The organism is Pseudomonas mohnii, from assembly GCF_900105115.1.
GTDB classification, from domain to species: domain Bacteria; phylum Pseudomonadota; class Gammaproteobacteria; order Pseudomonadales; family Pseudomonadaceae; genus Aquipseudomonas; species Aquipseudomonas mohnii.
The window spans coordinates 5,962,451-5,983,605 of the sequence record NZ_FNRV01000001.1 but is presented as its reverse complement, the minus strand read 5'-3'; the positions used below and the strand labels follow the sequence as shown (position 1 = coordinate 5,983,605).

The following is a 21,155-nucleotide window of genomic DNA, read 5'->3' as shown; positions in this document are numbered from 1 at the left end:
CAAAGCGGGAGCAAGCGCCCTCACCACAGGGAAGGGTTAGACGATCAACCCCTTACCAGGTGAGTACAGCCCCCACCGCAAACGTGTCGGTGTCTTCGTTCTGGGCACTGGTATCGTGCCCGTTGATTTTGAACTGATTGTATTCGGCCACCAGCTTGAGGTTGTCGTTCACGTCATGGAACAGCGCGACGCCGCGGGTTTCATAGTCGGCGCCACTGCCGACCACGCCGTTGCCATCGTCATTGGTCTTGCCGTAGGACAGCGCCAGGCGGTTTTTCCCCAGTTTGTAGGAGCCCTGCAACAGATAACCGTCGCTGTCGACGTTGCGCAGGGTCGGTTCCCCGGCATTGTTGGTGAAGAAGGGGTTGATGCCCTTGGCCTGGAAACCGGAACCGACCAGGGTCAGCCCGCCCATTTTCGCCTGCACCCCGTAACCGACGCCTTTTGAGGTGACGCTGTTGACGGTGGAGTCGGTATTGTCGGACGTCTGGTAGCTGCCGTTGACCCAGCTATAGATCTGCGCGCCGGCCAGGTCGAACTGGTAGGTGATTTCGCTCTCGGTGCGCGGGTTCTCCTGATAGGCCTTGCCGGTCGGGCTGCTGTCGTTGGTGTCCACCGGGTCCATGATGCCCACCGCCACGCGCAGACCGTCCATCACCGGTGTGCGGTAAGTGATCTGCGACGTCGGGAAAGGATAGGGATAACCGGTGCCAATGTTGCCGAACGAGACCCCGCCACCGTCCACCAGCCCCAGGGTGTCGCTGACCTGGCCGTACCCGGCCAGCAGTTCATCGAGCAGGATGTTGGAACGGGCAAACAGGCCGAAGTCCTTGCCGATCAGCACTTCGCCCCATTGCGGGTTGGCCACGGTGCCGTAGAACTGGCGGACATCGATGGCGGTGTCGGTGCCGTTGGTTTGGCTGTCGTTGATGGTCACCCAGAACGAAGCCCGGGCGCCGAGCTTGAGATCATCGACCTGTTTGCCCATGTTGAAGCCCAGGTAGTTGGGCAGGAACCCCATCTTCACCCGCGCCTGTCGACGGTCGTACTGGTCCCCTTCACGGTTCACGTTACTGTTCACGTAAAAGGCGTTGATATAGCCGTCAGTGGAGAACGTGGTCTGGTCCTTGTCGTACAGCATGATCTCGGCCTCGGCCATCGAGCTCAGGCCAAGGGCCGGCAGGCTGGCGATGAAGACCGGTAAAAGACGATGCTTGAAGTTCTTATTGTTGTGCATGGCGCGCTCCGCGACTGGTGACGAGGTGTCGGAGGCGATTATCGAAAGCGGACCGGCGGCGCCATACGCTGCCTTGGAGGCGAATTGCAGCTGCTTTGGAGCGGCCGGCGATGCGCAACAAGTTCGGCGTAAGACCGCTCGTCGGCAGGGTCCGCAACTTAAGGTGTAGGGCCTGTGGACCCCGAGGCGGGGCCACAGGAACCGCTACTGACTGGACAGCCGCCTTCAATAGCGTGCAGGCCACCACCACGGGGAAAATGAAACTACCCTCAATACTCGTCCAGACAGAAACAGCCACCATGCCCGCCTTGATTGAAGCCTTCCTCGACCCGGCCTCCTCGACCTACAGTTACGTGGTCTATGAAGCCGATGGCAGTCAGTGCGCAATCGTCGACCCCGTGCTCGACTACGACCCGGCCGCGGGCCGCACCGCCAGCACCCAGGCCGACCGGATCATCGCGTTCGTTCGCGAACACCGGTTGCAAGTGCAATGGCTGCTGGAAACCCATGCCCATGCCGACCACCTGTCAGCCGCGCCCTATTTGCGTCGGGAGCTGGGCGGCCAGATTGCCATCGGCGCATCGATCAGCAAGGTCCAGAAGGTGTTCAAGGCGCTGTTCAATCTTGAGCCGGAGTTCTGCGTGGACGGTTCGCAGTTCGACCATCTGTTCGCCCCGGACGAATCCTTCAACATCGGCCAGCTCAAGGCCACCGCGTTGCATGTCCCTGGGCATACGCCGGCCGACATGGCGTACCTGGTCGATGGCGAAGCGATTCTGGTGGGCGACACGCTGTTCATGCCGGACGTGGGCACCGCGCGTTGCGACTTCCCCGGCGGCAACGCTCATCATCTGTACGCTTCGATCCAGAAGCTGCTGGCCTTCCCCGCCGATGTGAAACTCTACGTCTGCCACGACTACCCGCCCGAAGGTCGGCGAGCGCAATGCCAGAGCACCGTTGGCGAGCAACGAAAAAGCAACGTCCATGTGCATGACGGCATCGACGAAAACACCTTCGTCGCCATGCGCACCCGGCGCGACAGGGGGCTGGGGATGCCGACACTGTTGCTGCCGGCGATCCAGGTGAATGTGCGGGCGGGGAACATGCCGCCCGCGGAAGACAATGGCGTGGTCTACCTGAAAATCCCGATCAATCAGATGTAGCGTTCGTCAAAACCGGCTCCATACTCCAGCCGCCAGCATGCTCGTCGTAGGTGAATGCAAGCGTCTGACCCGCCGAAATGACATGCTCGATTTCATCCGCCCCCCGGGCATGACATATCCTGGTTTCGTAGGGTGCCTCGCTGACGACCAAAACGACGCCATTCGCTGCCGCCACGGCCGGTAGATACACCAAGGGCAAATAGTTGCCGTAGGACACAGTGTATCGAACAAACTTTTCTCCATCGCAGGGTGCGGGAATCGAGTACGAATGATCATCAGGCGAACAGTCGCGGACCTGTAACTTCCATTGCTCGCTACCGTCGAGACAGACGAAGGCCACGGCATCACCTGCTGACAGCGTCACCCGAGCCATCGGGACATCACTGTTGCGCATATCCAGTACGCATTCAGCGCTGGCGTCCGAGCGGACCAGCAGCCTGTGTGATTCCTCACTCAGGATGGGAGGCAGTGAGACCGTCGGCGACCAGTGCTCGTCACTGATTCTGAACAGCATGTGGCGGGCCGAGGGCAGGCTTTTGGCACGTGCGACAGTCGGGTGGGCCTGTTCGACATCCTGAAGCCCCAACGTACGTGCACGAAACTGATTCGAATAGATGATGTTATCGACCAGTCGATGCCTGAGCGACCAATCTGTATTGATGATGTAGTACTTCATGATAGGAGAATGGGCATTACCGGCCGCAAACCATGACATCAGTGAGCCCGATATGTCTTTCGGCACAAAAAAAGGAAACACCATACGGGCGGCCTGAATCGACCTGAGCTCACCCGCAGGCTTGACCTCTTTACCCACCTTATCGATGAACTCCTTGAGAGCGGAGTCCGACGGGGTGTTGGAACCAATCCAGCATTGATTGACACCCGGCCAGAAACTGGGGTCTCGCTCGCCAGCGTTATAAGACACGACAACATTTTTGAATCCCGGCAAGCCCCAGATCTGAGACACACTCAAATTTTTATACGTTGGGGAAATAATCGACTCGCCGAAAGCAGACTTCAAAATACCTATAAGTTCTGCATGCGCAGCCTGGGTAAATTTCCGGAATTGATGGAAATTCACAATCACGATTTCTCTTCGACGGTCCCATCCCGAACCGAAGTGAAAGGACTTGATTCCGTTAATGATGTCGCCCTGAATGGTTCGACCATTGGTTGTACTGTGATAAATCATGAATCGCCGGGGATCACCCGACAGGTACCCGGCATAATGGTGAACCCTGATATCCAGCACTCGAATACCCGCGTTCAGTTGTTCATGAGGCGAAACATCCTGGCAAACTTCCGAAGTAGGAGCGAACTGGGCCTTCTCATCAAACCCCGAGTTATGTGTGCCTGGCAAAATGGCCAGATCTATCGGTAAATTCCGCACGCCCGTGTAAGTGCTCATCCAGTGCGTACGATTATTACTGAAAGGCTTGCATACGCCATCGCTCCAGCTTCCTCCCGGACACCAGCCGCCCATTATTCCGATCTCGAACTCATCGCTGGTGGATGCCGGCCCGTGATTCAGAAGCGATTGTGGATCTACCGACTGTATGACCGCCGCACTTTCAAAGTAAGGTCCAAAAACGGGAGACCGGTATTCTTTTATATGACCGAGCGCATCCAGATCATCAGCACTCACATCCAGCGAACTGGCCAATGCAACTTTATCCAATAGGGAATTCATCTTGTACCTCAACCGTTAATTAACAATGGAGGAAACAACATAAACGGAGCCCTATCCGATAAACATGGACCCAAACTGTAGATCGGCGTTGTACAGTTGTGACCTATTGATTCAATAACAACAACGCCATCGAACGTTATTTATCCAGCGTCATTCCATTGGCCGGCAACGGCAGCGCCGTCTTGTATCGCACCTGCTTGAGCGCAAAGCTCGAACGGATGTTCGCCACCCCCGGCACCTTGGTCAGAAAGTCCATCATGAAGCGCTCCAGCGACTGGATGGTCGGCACCAGCACGCGGATCAGGTAGTCCGGGTCTCCCGCCATCAGGTAGCACTCCATGACTTCCGGGCGATCGGAAATCGCCTCTTCGAAATGCTGCAACGCCTCCTCCACCTGTTTTTCCAGGCTGACATGGATGAACACGTTCACGTGCAACCCCAGCAGGTCGGCATCGAGCAGGGTCACTTGCTCGCGAATCAGGCCCAGCTCCTCCATCGCCTTGACCCGGTTGAAGCACGGTGTCGGCGAGAGGTTCACCGAGCGGGCGAGGTCGGCGTTGGTGATCCGCGCGTTCTCCTGAAGGCTGTTGAGAATGCCGATATCGGTACGGTCCAGTTTGCGCATGAGACAAATCCACCTGTTTTTTATGTTTATGCAGATTTTTTATCTGCAAATGATCGTCAGCGCAACGAAACAGAGAGAAATATTCTTCTTGGCCGGGCCTATGATGTTTGTAGGACAAGATTTCTTCCACAGAACGAAATCTGTCAGCTCACTACAAGAAATTCACAAGATCGAGCGTAGAAGCCATGAACCAAGCGTACGAACCGCTGCGTCTGCACGTTCCCGAACCCTCGGGCCGTCCCGGCTGTAAAACCGACTTCTCCTACCTGCGTCTGACCGACGCCGGCACGGTGCGCAAACCCTCCATCGACGTTGAACCGGCCGATACCGCCGATCTGGCCAAGGGCCTGATTCGCGTGCTCGACGACCAGGGTAATGCCCTCGGTCCATGGGCTGAAGGCGTGCCGGTCGAGATCCTGCGCAAAGGCATGCGCGCCATGCTCAAGACGCGGATCTATGACAACCGCATGGTGGTCGCCCAGCGCCAGAAGAAAATGTCGTTCTATATGCAGAGCCTCGGCGAAGAAGCCATTGGCAGCGGCCAGGCCCTGGCGTTGAACATCGACGACATGTGCTTCCCGACCTACCGTCAGCAAAGCATCCTGATGGCCCGCGAAGTGCCGCTGGTGGACCTGATCTGCCAATTGCTGTCCAACGAGCGCGATCCGCTCAAGGGCCGTCAGCTGCCGATCATGTATTCGGTCAAGGACTCCGGTTTCTTCACCATCTCCGGCAACCTCGCCACCCAGTTCGTGCAAGCGGTGGGCTGGGGTATGGCCTCGGCGATCAAGGGCGACACCAAAATCGCCTCAGCCTGGATCGGCGACGGCGCTACCGCCGAATCGGACTTCCATACCGCCCTGACTTTCGCCCACGTGTACCGCGCGCCGGTGATCCTCAACGTGGTCAACAACCAGTGGGCGATCTCCACCTTCCAGGCGATCGCCGGTGGTGAAGCGACCACCTTCGCCGGTCGTGGCGTGGGTTGCGGCATCGCTTCGCTGCGGGTCGACGGCAACGATTTCTATGCGGTCTACGCCGCTTCTGCCTGGGCCGCCGAACGCGCCCGCCGCAACCTCGGCCCGACCATGATCGAATGGGTCACCTACCGTGCCGGTCCGCACTCGACCTCCGACGATCCGTCCAAATACCGTCCTGCCGACGACTGGAGTCATTTCCCGTTGGGCGACCCGATCGCGCGCCTCAAGCAGCACCTGATCAAGGTCGGACACTGGTCCGAAGAGGAACACGCCGCCGTCAGCGCCGAGCTGGAAGCCGAAGTGATCGCCGCGCAGAAAGAAGCCGAACAGTACGGCACCCTCGCCGGCGGCCAGATTCCAAGCGCAGCGACCATGTTCGAAGACGTCTACAAAGAGATGCCGGAGCACTTGAAGCGCCAGCGTCAGGAACTGGGGATCTGACATGAACGATCACAACAACAATATTCAGTTGGACACCGCCATGACCACGACCACCATGACCATGATCCAGGCCCTGCGCTCGGCCATGGATGTGATGCTTGAGCGTGACGACAACGTCGTGGTGTTCGGTCAGGACGTCGGCTACTTCGGCGGCGTGTTCCGTTGCACCGAAGGCCTGCAGACCAAGTACGGCACCTCGCGGGTGTTCGATGCGCCGATCTCCGAAAGCGGCATCGTCGGCACTGCCGTGGGCATGGGCGCCTATGGCCTGCGGCCGGTGGTGGAGATCCAGTTCGCCGACTACGTCTACCCGGCCTACGACCAGATCATTTCCGAAGCCGCCCGCCTGCGTTATCGCTCGGCCGGCGAATTCACCGCGCCGCTGACCCTGCGCATGCCCTGTGGCGGCGGCATCTACGGTGGCCAGACCCACAGCCAGAGCATCGAGGCGCTGTTCACTCAAGTGTGCGGCCTGCGCACCGTCATGCCGTCCAACCCCTACGATGCCAAGGGACTGTTGATCGCCTCCATCGAAAACGATGACCCGGTGATCTTCCTGGAGCCCAAGCGCCTGTACAACGGCCCGTTCGACGGCCACCACGACCGTCCGGTGACCCCTTGGTCGAAACACCCCGCCGCTCAGGTTCCGGACGGCTACTACACCGTGCCGCTGGACGTTGCCGCCATTGCCCGTCCGGGCAAGGATGTCACCGTACTGACCTACGGCACTACTGTGTACGTGTCGCTGGTCGCCGCCGAAGAAAGCGGCGTGGATGCCGAAGTCATCGACCTGCGCAGCCTGTGGCCGCTGGACCTGGAAACCATCGTCAAGTCGGTGAAGAAAACCGGGCGCTGTGTGGTGGTCCATGAAGCCACCCGCACCTGCGGTTTCGGTGCCGAGCTGGTGGCGCTGGTGCAAGAGCACTGCTTCCACCACCTGGAAGCGCCGATCGAACGCGTCACCGGTTGGGACACCCCCTACCCGCACGCGCAGGAGTGGGCGTATTTCCCTGGTCCGTCCCGAGTGGGCGCGGCGTTGAAACGGGTCATGGAGGTCTGAATGGGCACGCACGTTATTAAAATGCCGGACATTGGCGAAGGCATTGCAGAAGTTGAACTGTCGGTGTGGCACGTCAAGGTCGGCGACATGGTCGTCGAGGATCAGGTGTTGGCCGATGTCATGACCGACAAGGCGATGGTCGATATCCCGTCGCCGGTGCATGGCAAAGTCATCGCCCTTGGCGGCCAGCCAGGCGAAGTCATGGCGGTCGGCAGTGTGCTGATCAGCATTGAAGTCGAAGGCGCGGGCAACGTTAAAGAGTCGACTCAGCCAGCGGCCGCTGTAAAAGAAGCACCGGTTGCAGCCCCGAAAGTTGAAGCCGTGGTCGAAAGCAAACCGGTCGCTGCCGCCGCGCCGCGCCCGGCCGTGTGCCAGGGCCCGCTGGTGGCCCGTGAGGCGAATGAGCGTCCGTTGGCGTCCCCGGCCGTGCGCAAGCATGCGCTGGACCTGGGTATTGCGTTGCGTCTGGTACGCGGCACCGGCCCGGCCGGTCGGGTGCTGCACGATGACCTCGAGGCCTACCTGGCCCAGGGCCAGTCGAATGCCTCGAGCGTCAGCAGCGCCTACGCCCAGCGCAACGATGAAGCGCAGATCCCGGTGATCGGCATGCGCCGCAAGATCGCCCAGCGCATGCAGGACGCCACGCAACGCGCCGCGCATTTCAGCTACGTCGAAGAAATCGACGTCACTGCTGTTGAAGAGCTGCGCGCGCACCTCAACGAAAAACACGGCGCGACCCGTGGCAAGCTGACCTTGCTACCGTTCCTGGTCCGCGCCCTGGTCGTTGCCCTGCGCGACTTCCCGCAGATCAACGCCCGTTACGACGACGAAGCCCAGGTCATCACCCGCCTCGGCGCGGTGCACGTGGGTATCGCCACCCAGGCCGACATCGGCTTGATGGTGCCGGTGGTGCGCCACGCCGAAGCCCGCAGCCTATGGGACAGCGCGGCGGAAATCGCCCGACTCGCCACGGCCGCACGCAATGGCAAGGCCAGCCGCGATGAACTGTCCGGCTCGAGCATCACCCTGACCAGCCTCGGCGCCCTCGGCGGCATCGTCAGCACCCCGGTGCTGAACCTGCCTGAAGTGGCCATCGTCGGCGTCAACAAGATCGTCGAACGACCGATGGTGATCAAAGGCCAGATCGTGATCCGCAAGATGATGAACCTCTCCAGCTCCTTTGATCACCGCGTGGTCGACGGCATGGACGCGGCGCAATTCATCCAGGCCGTGCGCGGCCTGCTCGAACAACCCGCCACCCTGTTCGTGGACTGATTATTAGAGAGGCATGCATGCAAACTCTGCACACCACGCTGCTGATCATTGGCGGCGGCCCCGGCGGTTATGTAACGGCGATCCGTGCTGGCCAGTTGGGCATTTCGACCATTCTGGTAGAAGGCCAGTCCCTGGGCGGCACCTGCCTGAACATCGGCTGCATTCCGTCCAAGGCGCTGATCCACGTCGCCGAACAGTTTCACCAGACGCAACAGCACAGCCAGCATTCGGCCCTGGGCATCAGCGTGTCGGCGCCGACCCTGGACATCGGCAAGAGCGTCGAGTGGAAAGACGGCATCGTTGATCGCCTGACCACCGGGGTCGCCGCGCTGTTGAAAAAGAACAAGGTCCAGGTCATTCAAGGCTGGGCCAAGGTCATCGACGGCAAGACCGTTGAAGTAGGCGACACGCGAATTCAATGCGAGCATCTGGTGCTGGCGACCGGTTCCAAAAGCGTGAACCTGCCGATGCTGCCGATTGGCGGGCCGATCATTTCGTCCACCGAAGCCCTGGCGCCGAAATCAGTCCCGAAACGGCTGATCGTGGTGGGGGGCGGTTACATCGGTCTGGAGCTGGGCATCGCCTATCGCAAGCTCGGTGCCGAGGTCAGCGTGGTCGAGGCGCAGGAGCGGATTCTGCCGGCCTACGACGCCGAACTGACCCAGCCTGTGCATGACGAACTGAAAAAGCTCGGCGTGACACTTTACTTGAAGCACAGCGTTCAAGGCTTTGATTTCAAATCAAATACCCTGCAAGTGCTTGCCCCCAACGGCGACACCCTGAACCTGGAAACCGATCAGGTGCTGGTGGCCGTCGGTCGCAAGCCGAACACCCAGGGCTGGAACCTTGAGGCGCTGGGCCTGGCGATGAACGGCGCGTCGATCAAGATCGACCATCGTTGCCAGACCAGCATGCACAACGTCTACGCCATCGGCGACCTCAGCGGCGAACCGATGCTCGCTCACCGGGCCATGGCCCAGGGCGAGATGGTCGCCGAGCTGATCAGCGGCAAGTCCCGCGAGTTCAACCCGACCGCCATCGCCGCCGTGTGCTTCACCGACCCGGAACTGGTGGTGGTCGGCCAGACACCGGACGAGGCCAGGGCTGCCGGGCTGGATTGCATCGTTTCCAGCTTCCCGTTCGCCGCCAATGGCCGGGCGATGACCCTGGAATCGAAAAGCGGCTTCGTGCGCGTGGTCGCCCGTCGCGACAATCATGTGATCGTGGGCTGGCAAGCGGTAGGCGTCGGGGTGTCCGAATTGTCCACGGCATTCGCGCAAAGCCTGGAAATGGGCGCGCAGCTGGAAGACATCGGTGGCACCATTCATGCGCATCCGACGCTCGGCGAGGCGGTGCAGGAAGCGGCGTTGCGGGCCCTTGGCCACGCGTTGCACCTGTGAGTCAGGGAAATCGAGGGTGGCAGTCCAGGCCCCATCGCGAGCAAGCTCGCTCCCACAGGGTTATGTGAACGCCACAAATCCAATGTGGGAGCGAGCTTGCTCGCGATTTCTCAAGGACAACACGATTTCTAGCCTTGAGCCGATAGTCTGGGCTGCGATTTAGCCCAAGAATGAAGTATTGTTGTGCCCATCCGGAAAAATGTCAGAAGCCTTGAACCGTTTCGGCGATTGTTAAGTGATAGAGGGTGTCATGGGTAACGAAAGCATCAATTGGGACAAGCTGGGTTTTGACTACATCAAGACCGATAAGCGCTATCTGTCGCACTGGCGTAATGGCGAGTGGGACAAAGGCACCCTGACCGAAGACAACGTGCTGCACATCAGCGAAGGCTCCACTGCCCTTCACTATGGCCAGCAATGCTTCGAAGGCCTGAAGGCCTATCGTTGCAAAGACGGCTCGATCAACCTGTTCCGCCCGGACCAGAACGCCGCGCGCATGCAACGCAGCTGCGCCCGCCTGCTGATGCCGCATGTGTCCACCGAGCAGTTCATCGAAGCGTGCAAGGAAGTGGTCCGCGCCAACGAGCGTTTCATTCCGCCTTACGGCACCGGCGGCGCGCTGTACCTGCGTCCGTTCGTGATCGGCGTTGGCGACAACATCGGCGTGCGTACCGCACCCGAGTTCATCTTCTCGATCTTCTGCATTCCGGTAGGCGCCTACTTCAAGGGTGGCCTGACCCCGCATAACTTCCTGATCTCCAGCTACGACCGCGCCGCCCCGCAAGGTACCGGCGCAGCCAAGGTCGGTGGCAACTACGCGGCCAGCCTGATGCCAGGCTCCCAGGCCAAGAAAGCGCACTTTGCCGACGCGATCTACCTGGACCCAATGACCCACAAAAAGATCGAGGAAGTCGGTTCGGCCAACTTCTTCGGGATCACCCACGACAACAAGTTCGTGACCCCGAACTCGCCATCCGTGCTGCCGGGCATCACCCGTCTGTCGCTGATCGAACTGGCGAAAACCCGCCTGGGCCTGGAAGTGGTCGAAGGCGACGTGTTCATCGACAAGCTGTCGGACTTCAAGGAAGCCGGTGCTTGCGGCACTGCCGCCGTGATCACGCCGATCGGCGGCATCAGCTACAACGACCACCTGCACGTGTTCCACAGTGAAACCGAAGTCGGCCCGATCACCCAGAAGCTCTACAAAGAGCTGACCGGCGTGCAAACCGGCGACGTCGAAGCGCCAGCAGGCTGGATCGTCAAGGTTTGACCTGACGCCTGATGCACAAAAGCCCCCCATCGGTCTGCCGATGGGGGGCTTTGTTTTAAGTGCGTTTTGCGTCTTTCGTAGGGTGACTTCTGTGGGAGCCAGCCTGCTGGCGATGGCTGTCAACGATAACGCGTGAAACCTGGTTAAACGTTGCGCAGTTCGACCGTCAGGTGTGACAGTTCATGGACCGGCGCCAGGCGTTCGCGGATGGTATCGGCGCTGATGTTCGCCGCCGCCACGACACTGACGATGGCCGCCCGTGCCTGCGGGCCGACCTGCCACACATGCAGATCGCTGATCCGCACATCGTCGGACGATTCGAGCAGCTCGCGAATTTCCTCTGCCACGTGTTCGTCCGTGGTGTCCAGCAGCACAGCGGCGCTATCGCGCATCAATCCCACGGCCCATTTTGCGATCACGATGGCGCCGACGATCCCCATCGCCGGGTCCAGCCAGACCCATCCCAGATAGCGCCCGGACAGCAATGCGGCAATCGCCAGGATCGAGGTCAGGGCGTCGGCCAGTACATGCAGGTAAGCCGAGCGCAGGTTGTTGTCGTGATGGTGATGATGGTCATGGCCGTGATCGTGGTGACCGTGATGGCTGTGATCGCCCGCCAGCAGGAAGGCGCTGAGAATGTTCACCGCCAGCCCTATCACGGCAATCACTGTTGCCTCGGTGAAGGCCACGGTCGTCGGCTGGAACAGGCGCAGGATGGATTCGCCAGCGATGCCGATCGATACCAGCCCCAGCACCATGGCCGAGGCAAACCCGGCCAGATCCCCCACCTTGCCGGTGCCGAAGCTGTAACGCGCATTGTTGGCGTTGCGGCGGGCAAAACCGTAAGCCGCCGCGGCGATGCCCAAGGCTCCGGCATGGGTTGCCATGTGAAAGCCATCGGCCAGCAACGCCATCGAACCGGTCATGTACCCAGCGGCAATTTCGCCGATCATCATCACAAACGTCAGTGCCACCACCCATAAGGTGCGGCGGGCGTTTTCGTCGTGGGAGGCGCCCAAAAACACATGGTCATGGGAAAAACGTGAGGCCTGCGGTGTCAGTGTCATGGTTCCAGACCTCTATTTCGAGTAACGGCGGATGGCTTGCAACAAGTCTTCCAGGCCTTCGGCGCGAGCTTCGTCGCTGAGCCCCGGGTGCGCGACATGCTCACGGGCATGAGCATCGATGAACTGTTCCAGCAACCCATTGACCGCCCCGCGGATGGCCGCGACCAAATGTAAGGTCTTGGCGCAATCGGCATCCGATTCCAGCGCGCGCTCCACTGCCTGAACCTGACCGGCAATACGTCGGACCCGTTTGAGCAAGTCGTCTTTGTGTTCGTGAATGTGTGACATACCTATACCCCCTACCCCTATATGGCGCGCATAGTCACCGATAGGCCGAGGGTTGGCAAGGCGTTGACTGGATTTATTCAGAGGGGGGCATTGGTGCTGTGACGAGCCGGCGGGTGCCACCGGCTGCATCGGTCAATCATCACGGGTCAGCACTTCCAGCAATTCAATCTCGAAAATCAGGTTCGAGTTCGGCGGGATCTTACCCATGGTGCGTTCGCCATAGGCCAGGTGCGCCGGCACCGAAAGTTTGCGCTTGCCGCCGACCTGCATGCCCATCAGGCCCTGATCCCAGCCCTTGATCACGCGACCGGTGCCGATCACGCACTGGAAAGGCTTGCCACGGCTGTAGGAGGAATCGAATTCCGTACCGTCTTCCAGCCAGCCGCGGTACTGGGTGGTGATCAGTGCGCCTTTGACGGCTGCTTTGCCGTCGCCCGGTTGGAGGTCAATCACCTGAAGCTCGTCATTCATTGAATTCACTCGTATGCTTTCTCGCCCGAAAAGGGCCTGACCGGCGCCGTTTTCCCAGATCTGCACTCGATTGGCAACCCTTCCTGCCGTCAGGCGCGGCGTCGAAAGCTGTTTGCCGAAGTGTCCTGAACTAAGATAACCCAACCTCCCCGGACGGTTCACATCGCCATGGTGGCCACCCCAGAATGATTTTGCTCTCGACCCACACTGCCCTTGGCTTGGTAATACTCGCGCTGATCACCGTGCTGCTCTGGCGCGAGCGCACGTTCCGCAAGCAACTGACCGAATGCCGCACACTGATCGACAACCTCTGCAAAGGACAAAACATCCACCAGAATGGCGACGCGGAGCGTTTCAAACGCAGCCAGTACTTTGCCCGCATCGGCACCTGGGACTGGGAGGTCGATACCGACAGGCTCTACTGGTCGGACGCGATCTACGGCATGTTCGGGTTCAAAATCGGCGAAGTGATCCCTTCGTACGCCTTGTTTTGCGCCTGCGTGCACCCGGATGACCGGTCCAGGGTCCGGGCCGGCGAGTTGCGTTGCCTGGAAACCGGTGAGAATCACGACGAGGAATATCGAGTGGTCTGGCCCGACGGCACCATTCGCTGGTTGCGCGAGACCGGCAACGTGGTGAAGAACGAGCACGACGAAACGATCAAGATGATGGGCGTGGTGCGCGACATCACCGAAGAAAAGGCTTCCGCCAGTTACCTGCGCCACCTGGCGCACTTTGACCCACTGACGGGATTGCCCAACCGGCTGGTGCTCGAAGAACGCCTGGCCGAAGCGCTGGAGCAGGCGCGCGTCAACGATACGCGGGTGGCGCTGGTGTTCGTCGACCTCAATGGCTTCAAGGCCATCAACGACCACTATGGACACGCCGCCGGCGACCGCGTACTGATGACCACCGCGACCCGCCTCCAGAAGATCCTGCGTGCGACCGACACCGTTGCCCGCATCGGCGGCGATGAATTCGTGATCATTCTTCAGGGATTGCCTCAGGGCCGCAGCCTGCAAGACGAAGCCCGCAGCATCTGTCAGAAAATCTTCGTCGAACTCTCCCCGCCCGTCACCATCGGCAACGACCAGCGCCACATCGGCACCAGCCTGGGCGTGGCCGTGTTCCCCGACCATGCGCCGAGCATGGACCGGCTGATCCACATTGCCGACCTGGCGATGTATGCGGCCAAGCGCAGCGGCAATAATCAGTACCGATTGGGCGATCAGGCGTTGAGCCACAGCCGGGTGGAATGAGTGCCTGGAAGCATTGATCCGTCCCGCGCATCAATGCATGCCAAAAACGCACTTATCATATCAATCACCCTGTTCCACTATCCGCCCCAATAAGAACCGTGCACCGCCTTCAGGCAATGCACGTCATAAAAGCGGTGGAGTACTTATCGATGACAGCCTCAATCCCGCGCGGACGCTTCCGCGCCAGTGCCATTTTCCGGGTCACCTCGGGCAACTTCCTCGAACAGTTCGATTTTTTCCTTTTCGGTTTCTATGCCACGCAGATCGCTGCCGTGTTTTTCCCGGCCAGCAGCGAGTTTGCTTCCTTGATGATGACCTTTGCCGTGTTCGGCGCGGGCTTTTTGATGCGTCCGCTGGGTGCGGTGCTGCTGGGTGCGTACATTGATGATGTGGGTCGGCGCAAAGGGCTGATCGTCACCTTGTCGATCATGGCCAGCGGCACGATCTTGATTGTGCTGGTGCCCGGCTATGAAACCATCGGTTTGTTCGCGCCCGCCCTCGTCCTGATCGGGCGGTTGCTGCAAGGGTTTTCGGCCGGCGCGGAACTGGGCGGTGTCTCGGTGTATCTCTCGGAAATCGCCACGCCCGGCAACAAGGGTTTTTTCACCAGTTGGCAGTCAGCCAGTCAGCAAGTGGCAATCGTGGTCGCCGCTGCGTTGGGCTACGGCTTGAACCAATGGATGGCGCCCACGATGGTCGCCGACTGGGGCTGGCGGATTCCGTTTTTTGTCGGCTGCATGATCGTGCCGTTCATATTCATTCTGCGCCGTAACCTGGAAGAAACCGAAGAGTTCGCCGCCCGTAAACATCGCCCGGGCATGGGCGAAGTCTTCCGTACGCTGGCACAGAACTGGGTGATCGTATTCGCCGGCATGATGATGGTCGCCTTGACCACCACCGCGTTCTACCTGATCACCGTGTACGCGCCGACCTTTGGCAAAACCGTTCTGCACCTGAGTACATCCGATGCGCTGCTGGTGACGTTACTGGTCGGCGTGTCGAACTTCTTCTGGCTGCCGATTGGCGGCGCGCTGTCCGACCGTATTGGCCGACGCCCGGTGCTGATCGCCATGGCCCTGTTGGCACTGGCCACCACCTATCCGGCGCTGACGTACCTGGTACAGGCGCCAAGTTTCCTCAACATGTTGCTGGTACTGCTGTGGTTGTCGTTCATTTATGGCTTGTACAACGGCGCAATGATTGCGGCGCTGACGGAAATCATGCCGGTGCACGTGCGGGTCGCGGGGTTCTCCCTGGCGTATAGCCTGGCCACCGCCGTGTTTGGCGGGTTCACCCCGGCGATCTCGACCCTGCTGATTCAGTACACCGGCGACAAGGCGGCGCCCGGCTACTGGATGAGTTTCGCCGCGCTCTGTGCGTTGTGTGCGACGTTGTATCTGTATCGCCGCGCCAGCGGTCGCCTGCAACCCGCCCTTTCCTGAGCCTTTTCGAGAACACACCCGATGAAGAAGCTATTCAACGTTGCGGCCCTGAGCCTGCTGCTCAGCCTGGGGCTGAGTACCGTGGCCCAGGCTGAAGAGATCCGCGTGATGACCTCCGGCGGTTTCACCGCTGCCTACAAGATCCTCGGCCCGAAATTCGCCGCGGCCACCGGCAACACCCTCCATACCGAGCTTGGCCCATCGATGGGCAAAGCCCCGGAAGCGATCCCCAATCGCCTGGCTCGCGGTGAACAGGCCGATGTCGTGATCATGGTCGGCTACGCGCTCGACGATCTGATCAAGCAAGGCAAGGTCGACCCGGCTTCACGGGTCGAACTGGCCGACTCGCGAATCGGCCTGGTGGTGCGCGAAGGGGCACCAAAGCCGGACATCAGTTCCATCGACGGTCTGAAAGAAACCTTGCTCGACGCCAAATCGGTGGCCTATTCCGACAGCGCCAGCGGCGTCTACATTGAACAGCAGCTGTTCAAGCGCCTGGGCATTGAAGACCAGCTCAAGCCCAAGTCGACCATGGTCGCGAAAATACCCGTGGCCTCGGTGGTCGCCACCGGGGACTATCAACTGGGCTTTCAGCAGGTGAGCGAATTGTTGCCGGTGCCTGGGGTGAGCTTTGTCGCGAAGATTCCGGAGTCGGTGCAATCGGTGACCCGTTTCGCTGCCGGCATTGCGCAGGGGGCGCAACACCCGGCCGAAGCCAAGGCACTGCTGGCCTATCTGGCATCAGCCCAGGCACAGCCGGATGTGAAAGCCACCGGACTGGATTCGGTCAGCCACTGACAGACGGCAGCTGGACTTTCATTTCCACCACCAGGCGTTCCAGTTCCAGTGCGGCCGGGGTCAGGGTTCGACCCCGGCGCTTGATCAAACCGACGCTGCGCATCACCTGTGGATCGGTCAGCGGCACCTGCGTCAGAATCGGGTGATCCGCTGCCGGCATTGCCATCAGCGGCACCGCCGCCACGCCGAGCCCCGCCTCCACCAGGCCGATCATGGTCGTCACATGCCGGGTTTCGCAGATGCTCGGCCGCTGCGGCACCACCCGGGTCAATGCCTGATCCAGTAAAAAACGGTTACCCGAGGTTTTATCCAGCGAGATGTAATCCTGCTGATAGAACTCATTCCACGTCACGCTGCTGCGTCCGGCCAATGGATGGTCGCGGCGACAAGCCACCACATAACTTTCCTGCACCAGTGGCTCGAAATCCACTTCGGCCTCCAGCGTGCCCATGAAGCTCAGGCCGAAATCCGCTTCGCCGTTGACGACCGCACTCAGCACTTCATGGGCGCTGGAATCCAGCACTTTGACTTTGATCCGCGGAAACTGCCGATGGTAATGAGCGACGACCCGCGGCATGAAGTAGTACGCCGCCGACGGCACGCACGCGACGGTGACATGGCCCAGGCGCGTCGAGGCGACTTCGCTGATACCCAGCAACGCGACGTCCAGATCGTCCAGCAGGCGCTCCACGCTCGGCATGAACCCGCGTCCGGCCTGGGTCAGGCTGACCTTGCGAGTGGTGCGTTCGAACAGCCTTACGCCCAGCGCATCCTCAAGTTTTTCAATGCGCCGACTGAGCGCGGGCTGGGAAATGCGCACCGTGTCGGCCGCCTTGCGAAAGCTGCCCTGCTCAACCACGGCACGAAAGGCTTGCAGGTCGTTGAGGTCGAAATTGATGGCCATGGTCCGCACTCGCAGAAGAATCAGATTGATTCACTTATTCTATGAATGTAACCAATTAATGCAAAATGTAACAACTGAGTTCCAACCCGTGGCTGACTCAGCCAGGCCCAGCCTTTATCCTTACCCCCCCACCGTACCGAGAATGGAGTTTTCTCATGCCCCATGAAGGCAATCTGCTGCAAGCCGCTGTCGTGTTTCTGCTCGCGGCGGTGCTCACCGTGCCGCTGGCCAAGCGGCTGCAACTGGGGGCGGTGCTGGGTTATCTGTTTGCCGGGGTGATCATCGGGCCTTCGGTGCTGGGGCTGATCGGCAATCCGCAGAGTGTCAGTCATATCTCGGAACTCGGCGTCGTGTTGCTGCTGTTCATCATCGGCCTGGAATTGTCGCCACGACGCTTGTGGGTGATGCGCAAGTCGGTGTTTGGCGTCGGGCTGGCGCAGGTCCTGTTGACCGGCTCGGTGATCGGTGTGGTGGCGCTGCTGGTGTTCGGTCAGCCGCTGAACAGCGCGATCGTACTGGGCCTGGGCCTGGCGCTGTCCTCCACGGCGTTTGGCTTGCAGAGCCTGGCCGAACGCAAGGAACTGACCAGCCCCCACGGACGCCTGGCGTTTGCCATTCTGCTGTTCCAGGACATCGCCGCGATCCCGCTGATCGCCATGGTGCCGTTGCTGGCCGGTGTCGATCACAACACCAGTGCCGCCGACGATGTGAATCACGGCTTGCGGGTGCTGGGCAGCATAGCCGTCGTCGTGATCGGCGGACGCTACCTGTTGCGTCCGGTGTTCCGGGTGGTGGCCAAAACCCGCTTGCCCGAGGTGTCCACGGCCACGGCGCTGCTGGTGGTCATCGGTACGGCATGGTTGATGGATCTGGTCGGTGTGTCGATGGCCCTTGGCGCCTTCCTTGCCGGCCTGCTGCTGGCGGACTCCGAGTACCGCCATGAACTGGAAGCGCAGATAGAACCGTTCAAGGGCCTGCTGCTGGGGCTGTTTTTCATCAGTGTCGGCATGGGCGCGAACCTGAGCCTGCTGCTGAGTGCGCCCGCCCTGGTGCTGGGCCTGACCCTGTTGCTCATCGCCTGCAAGCTGCCCTTGCTGTTTGTCGTCGGTCGACTGGCCGGAGGCCTGGACAAGGTCAACGCCGTTCGCCTCGGCATCGTCCTGGCGGCGGGCGGTGAGTTTGCCTTTGTGGTGTTCAAGATCGGTCGCGATCAGGGGCTGTTCGAACCGCATCTGTACGACTTGCTGGTGTTGACCATCACCCTGTCCATGGCGCTGACGCCGTTGTTGCTGCTGGTGTGCGACCGTCTGTTCAGGCCCAAGGTGCAACCGGTGGAGGTGCCTGAGCAATTTCGCGAGATCGACACTGAAGCGCCCCGGGTGGTGATCGCCGGCATGGGCCGCATGGGGCAGATCGTCGCGCGTATCCTGCGGGCCCAGAACATTAAGTTCGTCGCCCTCGATACCTCGGTGGAAACCATCGAGCTGTCCCGCAGCTTCGGCGGCGTGCCGGTGTTCTACGGCGACCCGATGCGCCCGGAAATCCTCAAGGCCGCGAAAGTCGGCGAAGCGGAGTTTTTCGTGATTGCCACCGACGACCCGGACACCAACATCAAGACCGCCGAGCTGGTGCGCAAGCTCTACCCGGAGATGAAAATCATCGCCCGCGCACGCAACCGTCAGCATGTTCATCGCTTGATGGACGTGGACGCCGTGGCGGTGCGCGAGACCTTTTATTCCAGCCTGGAAATGAGCCGTCAGACCTTGATCGGCCTGGGATTGACCCATGCCCAGGCGGATGCGCGGATCAAGCGCTTCAAACATCACGATGAGCAGGTGCTTGAAGCCCAGCATGCGGTGTACGACGATGCGGTGAAAGTCATGCAGACGGCGCAGGAAGCACGGGCGGAACTGGCGCGTCTGTTTGAGTCGGATCAGCTGGAAGAGCAAGCGGCGAGGGAATGATGCGTTGGCACGGGCCTCATCGCGAGCAAGCCCGCGATGAACATTCACGCGTTGTATCGGATGCATAACGACTGCAAAGGAATCCACAATGGCTGCTGACTCATCCTCCCCCGCCCTCAAGGAAATCTTCAACACCGAACGCCTCCAGCACATTGCCACCGAGATGACCGCGGTCCATCCCGGGTTCGACGCCAAGGCGTTCCTGAAACTGGCCAGAACCGGTCTGGCGGAGCTGTCGGTGATGCAACGCATGGCCCGCGTCAGCGAATGCCTGCACGCGGTGCTGTCGCTGGACTTCGAGGCCTCCCTGCCGGTGTTGCGCGCCCTCGCACCGCGCCTGAACAGTGGCTTTGTCAGCATGTGCCTGCCGCACTACGTCGCGACTTATGGCGCCGAGCGATTCGAACTGTCGATGGACGCGCTCAAGTACTTCACCGCCTTCGGCTCTTCGGAATTCGCCATCCGTCACTTCCTGCGTCGTGATCTGGAGCGTTCCCTCAAGCGGATGCATGAATGGTCGCTGGACGACAACGAACACGTCCGGCGCCTGGCCAGTGAGGGCTGCCGGCCACGGTTGCCGTGGTCGTTTCGCCTGGAGGCGATCCAGGCCGAGCCACGCCTGGCCGCCGCCATACTCGACAACCTCAAGGCCGACCCCAGCCTGTATGTCCGCAAGTCCGTGGCCAATCACCTCAACGACATCACCAAGGACCATCCCGCGTGGGTACTGGACCTGATCGAAAGCTGGTCACTGGATAACAAACACACGGCCTGGATCGCCAGGCACGCGCTGCGCAGCCTGATCAAACAGGGCGATCAAAGGGCACTGGCCATCATCGGCGCCAGCGGCAAGCCTGAAGTCGAGATCATCGACCTGCAGGTCAATCCGCCGTTGATTGACCTGGGGGAAATAATCACCCTGTCCTTTGCCGTCAAATCCACGGCAGAGGTCAGCCAGCGCCTGGTGATCGACTACGCCGTCGACTATGTCAAGGCCAACGGCAGCACGTCGGCGAAGGTGTTCAAGCTCAAGGCCCTGACATTGCCTGGCAACGCCACCGAATCCATCGCCCGCCGCCAGCACATCAAGGAACTGACGACCCGTCGCCACTATGCGGGCCGGCATGCGGTGCATGTGTTGATCAATGGCGAACGGGTGGCGAGTTCAGCCTTCGAGATCAGGGTTGACGCTGGTTGAGCGAATCCCGTGAGCGGCCTGGCAGCATGCGCGTCAGGGTGTTGTCCTGGACCCAATAGTGATGGAACAAGCCTGCCGCCGCATGCAGGCCGATCAGCCAGTAGCCGGCATTTCCGAGCAGCTCGTGCCAGTGCTTGAACTGTTTGGCCAGGTCGGGATCGACAGACACCAGTGCCGGCAGGGCAAATTCAAAATAGGGCATCGGTTTGTCGCCTGCTGACAGCATCAGCCAGGCCAGTAAAGGCGTGGCAATCATCAGCACATACAGCGCCAGATGCATCAGGTGCGAAACACCGGTCTGCCAGGTGGGCGGCGCCGGCGTGATGGGTGGGCGCGGGGTCAGCCGTCCGAGCAGACGGATCCAGACCAGGGCAAAAATACTCAAGCCGAACACACCGTGCAGCCCGAGAAAAAAACTCCTCCCCGTACTGCCACGGGGCAGCAACCCCTTGATTTCGATGCAGGCGTATACGCCGACAAACAGCGCCAGCATCAGCCAGTGCAGGGTGATAGACAGTTTTCCGTAACGTTGTGCCGTTGAATCGCGGGTCATGGTGGGCCTCGTGAGTGTCAGTCCAGGCTGGCGACTCATTCGCACAACCTGATCGAGCGCCACCCTGCCA

Annotated in this window: 19 protein-coding genes; 11 read left to right on the top strand and 8 right to left on the bottom strand. The window is 60.5% G+C overall.

The window, feature by feature from the left end; genetic code table 11:
- Positions 1-52 precede the first annotated feature (52 nt).
- Positions 53-1,237, bottom strand: a complete 1,185-nt coding sequence (locus tag BLV61_RS27965; protein ID WP_047528181.1) for a porin — start codon at positions 1,235-1,237, stop codon at positions 53-55.
- A 299-nt stretch (positions 1,238-1,536) separates the two neighbouring features.
- Here BLV61_RS27965 and BLV61_RS27960 point away from each other — a divergent pair, with 299 nt between their 5' ends.
- Positions 1,537-2,400, top strand: coding sequence for an MBL fold metallo-hydrolase (locus tag BLV61_RS27960; RefSeq protein ID WP_090468824.1), 864 nt, complete (start codon positions 1,537-1,539; stop codon positions 2,398-2,400).
- Here the strand turns inward: BLV61_RS27960 and BLV61_RS27955 are convergent.
- On the bottom strand, positions 2,387-4,090 hold the full coding sequence (locus BLV61_RS27955; RefSeq protein WP_090468821.1) for a phosphatidylinositol-specific phospholipase C domain-containing protein: 1,704 nt from the start codon (positions 4,088-4,090) through the stop codon (positions 2,387-2,389). The genes BLV61_RS27960 and BLV61_RS27955 overlap by 14 nt on opposite strands.
- Positions 4,091-4,226: 136 nt before the next feature.
- Positions 4,227-4,715, bottom strand: a complete 489-nt coding sequence (gene bkdR / locus BLV61_RS27950; protein ID WP_047528178.1) for a Bkd operon transcriptional regulator BkdR — start codon at positions 4,713-4,715, stop codon at positions 4,227-4,229.
- 185 nt (positions 4,716-4,900) lie between these two features.
- Between bkdR and BLV61_RS27945 the strand changes: the two genes are divergently transcribed.
- The 5 genes from BLV61_RS27945 (at position 4,901) to BLV61_RS27925 (ending at position 11,141) form a co-directional block, all read left to right on the top strand.
- Positions 4,901-6,136 carry a 3-methyl-2-oxobutanoate dehydrogenase (2-methylpropanoyl-transferring) subunit alpha gene (locus BLV61_RS27945; RefSeq protein ID WP_090468819.1) on the top strand — a complete coding sequence of 412 codons (1,236 nt, stop codon included), beginning with the start codon at positions 4,901-4,903 and terminating at the stop codon, positions 6,134-6,136.
- A gap of 1 nt (position 6,137) precedes the next feature.
- A complete protein-coding gene (locus BLV61_RS27940; protein WP_047528172.1) occupies positions 6,138-7,196 on the top strand; it encodes an alpha-ketoacid dehydrogenase subunit beta in 1,059 nt (352 codons plus the stop codon).
- Positions 7,197-8,471 (top strand): dihydrolipoamide acetyltransferase family protein, encoded by a 1,275-nt coding sequence (locus BLV61_RS27935; RefSeq protein WP_090468816.1) that lies wholly within the window; start codon positions 7,197-7,199, stop codon positions 8,469-8,471.
- A 17-nt stretch (positions 8,472-8,488) separates the two neighbouring features.
- Positions 8,489-9,871: a dihydrolipoyl dehydrogenase gene (gene lpdA / locus BLV61_RS27930; protein ID WP_090468814.1), complete on the top strand. Its 1,383-nt coding sequence runs from the start codon at positions 8,489-8,491 to the stop codon at positions 9,869-9,871.
- Between the two features lie 250 nt (positions 9,872-10,121).
- Complete coding sequence (locus BLV61_RS27925; protein ID WP_047528166.1) at positions 10,122-11,141, top strand: branched-chain amino acid aminotransferase; 1,020 nt, start codon at positions 10,122-10,124, stop codon at positions 11,139-11,141.
- 143 nt (positions 11,142-11,284) lie between these two features.
- On the opposite strand, the gene dmeF is transcribed toward BLV61_RS27925, so the two are convergent.
- The 3 genes from dmeF to BLV61_RS27910 form a co-directional block, all read right to left on the bottom strand.
- Complete coding sequence (dmeF, locus tag BLV61_RS27920; RefSeq protein WP_047528164.1) at positions 11,285-12,208, bottom strand: CDF family Co(II)/Ni(II) efflux transporter DmeF; 924 nt, start codon at positions 12,206-12,208, stop codon at positions 11,285-11,287.
- A 12-nt stretch (positions 12,209-12,220) separates the two neighbouring features.
- Positions 12,221-12,496, bottom strand: a complete 276-nt coding sequence (locus BLV61_RS27915; protein ID WP_047528162.1) for a metal/formaldehyde-sensitive transcriptional repressor — start codon at positions 12,494-12,496, stop codon at positions 12,221-12,223.
- 132 nt (positions 12,497-12,628) lie between these two features.
- Entirely contained in the window at positions 12,629-12,967 is a 339-nt protein-coding gene (locus BLV61_RS27910) for an FKBP-type peptidyl-prolyl cis-trans isomerase (protein WP_047528160.1), read from the bottom strand.
- Between the two features lie 185 nt (positions 12,968-13,152).
- On the opposite strand from BLV61_RS27910, the gene BLV61_RS27905 reads away from it, so the two are divergent.
- The 3 genes from BLV61_RS27905 (at position 13,153) to BLV61_RS27895 (ending at position 16,466) form a co-directional block, all read left to right on the top strand.
- Positions 13,153-14,226, top strand: a complete 1,074-nt coding sequence (locus tag BLV61_RS27905; RefSeq protein WP_047528157.1) for a sensor domain-containing diguanylate cyclase — start codon at positions 13,153-13,155, stop codon at positions 14,224-14,226.
- Positions 14,227-14,375: 149 nt separating this feature from the next.
- Complete coding sequence (tcuC, locus tag BLV61_RS27900) at positions 14,376-15,668, top strand: MFS transporter (protein ID WP_090468812.1); 1,293 nt, start codon at positions 14,376-14,378, stop codon at positions 15,666-15,668.
- 21 nt (positions 15,669-15,689) lie between these two features.
- Positions 15,690-16,466, top strand: coding sequence for a substrate-binding domain-containing protein (locus BLV61_RS27895; RefSeq protein WP_090468810.1), 777 nt, complete (start codon positions 15,690-15,692; stop codon positions 16,464-16,466).
- On the opposite strand, the gene BLV61_RS27890 is transcribed toward BLV61_RS27895, so the two are convergent.
- Positions 16,456-17,370: a LysR family transcriptional regulator gene (locus BLV61_RS27890; RefSeq protein ID WP_047528152.1), complete on the bottom strand. Its 915-nt coding sequence runs from the start codon at positions 17,368-17,370 to the stop codon at positions 16,456-16,458. The genes BLV61_RS27895 and BLV61_RS27890 overlap by 11 nt on opposite strands.
- 155 nt (positions 17,371-17,525) lie before the next feature.
- Between BLV61_RS27890 and BLV61_RS27885 the strand changes: the two genes are divergently transcribed.
- Together BLV61_RS27885 and BLV61_RS27880 are read left to right on the top strand one after the other, a co-directional pair.
- A complete protein-coding gene (locus BLV61_RS27885) occupies positions 17,526-19,334 on the top strand; it encodes a monovalent cation:proton antiporter-2 (CPA2) family protein (RefSeq protein WP_090468808.1) in 1,809 nt (602 codons plus the stop codon).
- Between the two features lie 88 nt (positions 19,335-19,422).
- Positions 19,423-20,532, top strand: a complete 1,110-nt coding sequence (locus BLV61_RS27880) for a DNA alkylation repair protein (protein WP_090468805.1) — start codon at positions 19,423-19,425, stop codon at positions 20,530-20,532.
- Here BLV61_RS27880 and BLV61_RS27875 read toward each other — a convergent pair.
- Positions 20,513-21,085: a cytochrome b gene (locus BLV61_RS27875; RefSeq protein WP_047528146.1), complete on the bottom strand. Its 573-nt coding sequence runs from the start codon at positions 21,083-21,085 to the stop codon at positions 20,513-20,515. The genes BLV61_RS27880 and BLV61_RS27875 overlap by 20 nt on opposite strands.
- Positions 21,086-21,155 lie beyond the last annotated feature (70 nt).

What these genes read in the sequence shown, in the direction of transcription:
- dmeF (WP_047528164.1), bottom strand. Translation starts at nt 12,208, where the DNA reads ATGACACTGACACCGCAGGCCTCACGTTTTTCCCATGACCATGTGTTT.
- bkdR (WP_047528178.1), bottom strand. Translation starts at nt 4,715, where the DNA reads ATGCGCAAACTGGACCGTACCGATATCGGCATTCTCAACAGCCTTCAG.
- BLV61_RS27925 (WP_047528166.1), top strand. Translation starts at nt 10,122, where the DNA reads ATGGGTAACGAAAGCATCAATTGGGACAAGCTGGGTTTTGACTACATC.
- BLV61_RS27965 (WP_047528181.1), bottom strand. Translation starts at nt 1,237, where the DNA reads ATGCACAACAATAAGAACTTCAAGCATCGTCTTTTACCGGTCTTCATC.
- BLV61_RS27890 (WP_047528152.1), bottom strand. Translation starts at nt 17,370, where the DNA reads ATGGCCATCAATTTCGACCTCAACGACCTGCAAGCCTTTCGTGCCGTG.
- BLV61_RS27910 (WP_047528160.1), bottom strand. Translation starts at nt 12,967, where the DNA reads ATGAATGACGAGCTTCAGGTGATTGACCTCCAACCGGGCGACGGCAAA.
- BLV61_RS27935 (WP_090468816.1), top strand. Translation starts at nt 7,197, where the DNA reads ATGGGCACGCACGTTATTAAAATGCCGGACATTGGCGAAGGCATTGCA.
- BLV61_RS27940 (WP_047528172.1), top strand. Translation starts at nt 6,138, where the DNA reads ATGAACGATCACAACAACAATATTCAGTTGGACACCGCCATGACCACG.
- BLV61_RS27955 (WP_090468821.1), bottom strand. Translation starts at nt 4,090, where the DNA reads ATGAATTCCCTATTGGATAAAGTTGCATTGGCCAGTTCGCTGGATGTG.
- BLV61_RS27895 (WP_090468810.1), top strand. Translation starts at nt 15,690, where the DNA reads ATGAAGAAGCTATTCAACGTTGCGGCCCTGAGCCTGCTGCTCAGCCTG.
- BLV61_RS27960 (WP_090468824.1), top strand. Translation starts at nt 1,537, where the DNA reads ATGCCCGCCTTGATTGAAGCCTTCCTCGACCCGGCCTCCTCGACCTAC.
- tcuC (WP_090468812.1), top strand. Translation starts at nt 14,376, where the DNA reads ATGACAGCCTCAATCCCGCGCGGACGCTTCCGCGCCAGTGCCATTTTC.
- BLV61_RS27880 (WP_090468805.1), top strand. Translation starts at nt 19,423, where the DNA reads ATGGCTGCTGACTCATCCTCCCCCGCCCTCAAGGAAATCTTCAACACC.
- BLV61_RS27885 (WP_090468808.1), top strand. Translation starts at nt 17,526, where the DNA reads ATGCCCCATGAAGGCAATCTGCTGCAAGCCGCTGTCGTGTTTCTGCTC.
- lpdA (WP_090468814.1), top strand. Translation starts at nt 8,489, where the DNA reads ATGCAAACTCTGCACACCACGCTGCTGATCATTGGCGGCGGCCCCGGC.
- BLV61_RS27945 (WP_090468819.1), top strand. Translation starts at nt 4,901, where the DNA reads ATGAACCAAGCGTACGAACCGCTGCGTCTGCACGTTCCCGAACCCTCG.
- BLV61_RS27875 (WP_047528146.1), bottom strand. Translation starts at nt 21,085, where the DNA reads ATGACCCGCGATTCAACGGCACAACGTTACGGAAAACTGTCTATCACC.
- BLV61_RS27905 (WP_047528157.1), top strand. Translation starts at nt 13,153, where the DNA reads ATGATTTTGCTCTCGACCCACACTGCCCTTGGCTTGGTAATACTCGCG.
- BLV61_RS27915 (WP_047528162.1), bottom strand. Translation starts at nt 12,496, where the DNA reads ATGTCACACATTCACGAACACAAAGACGACTTGCTCAAACGGGTCCGA.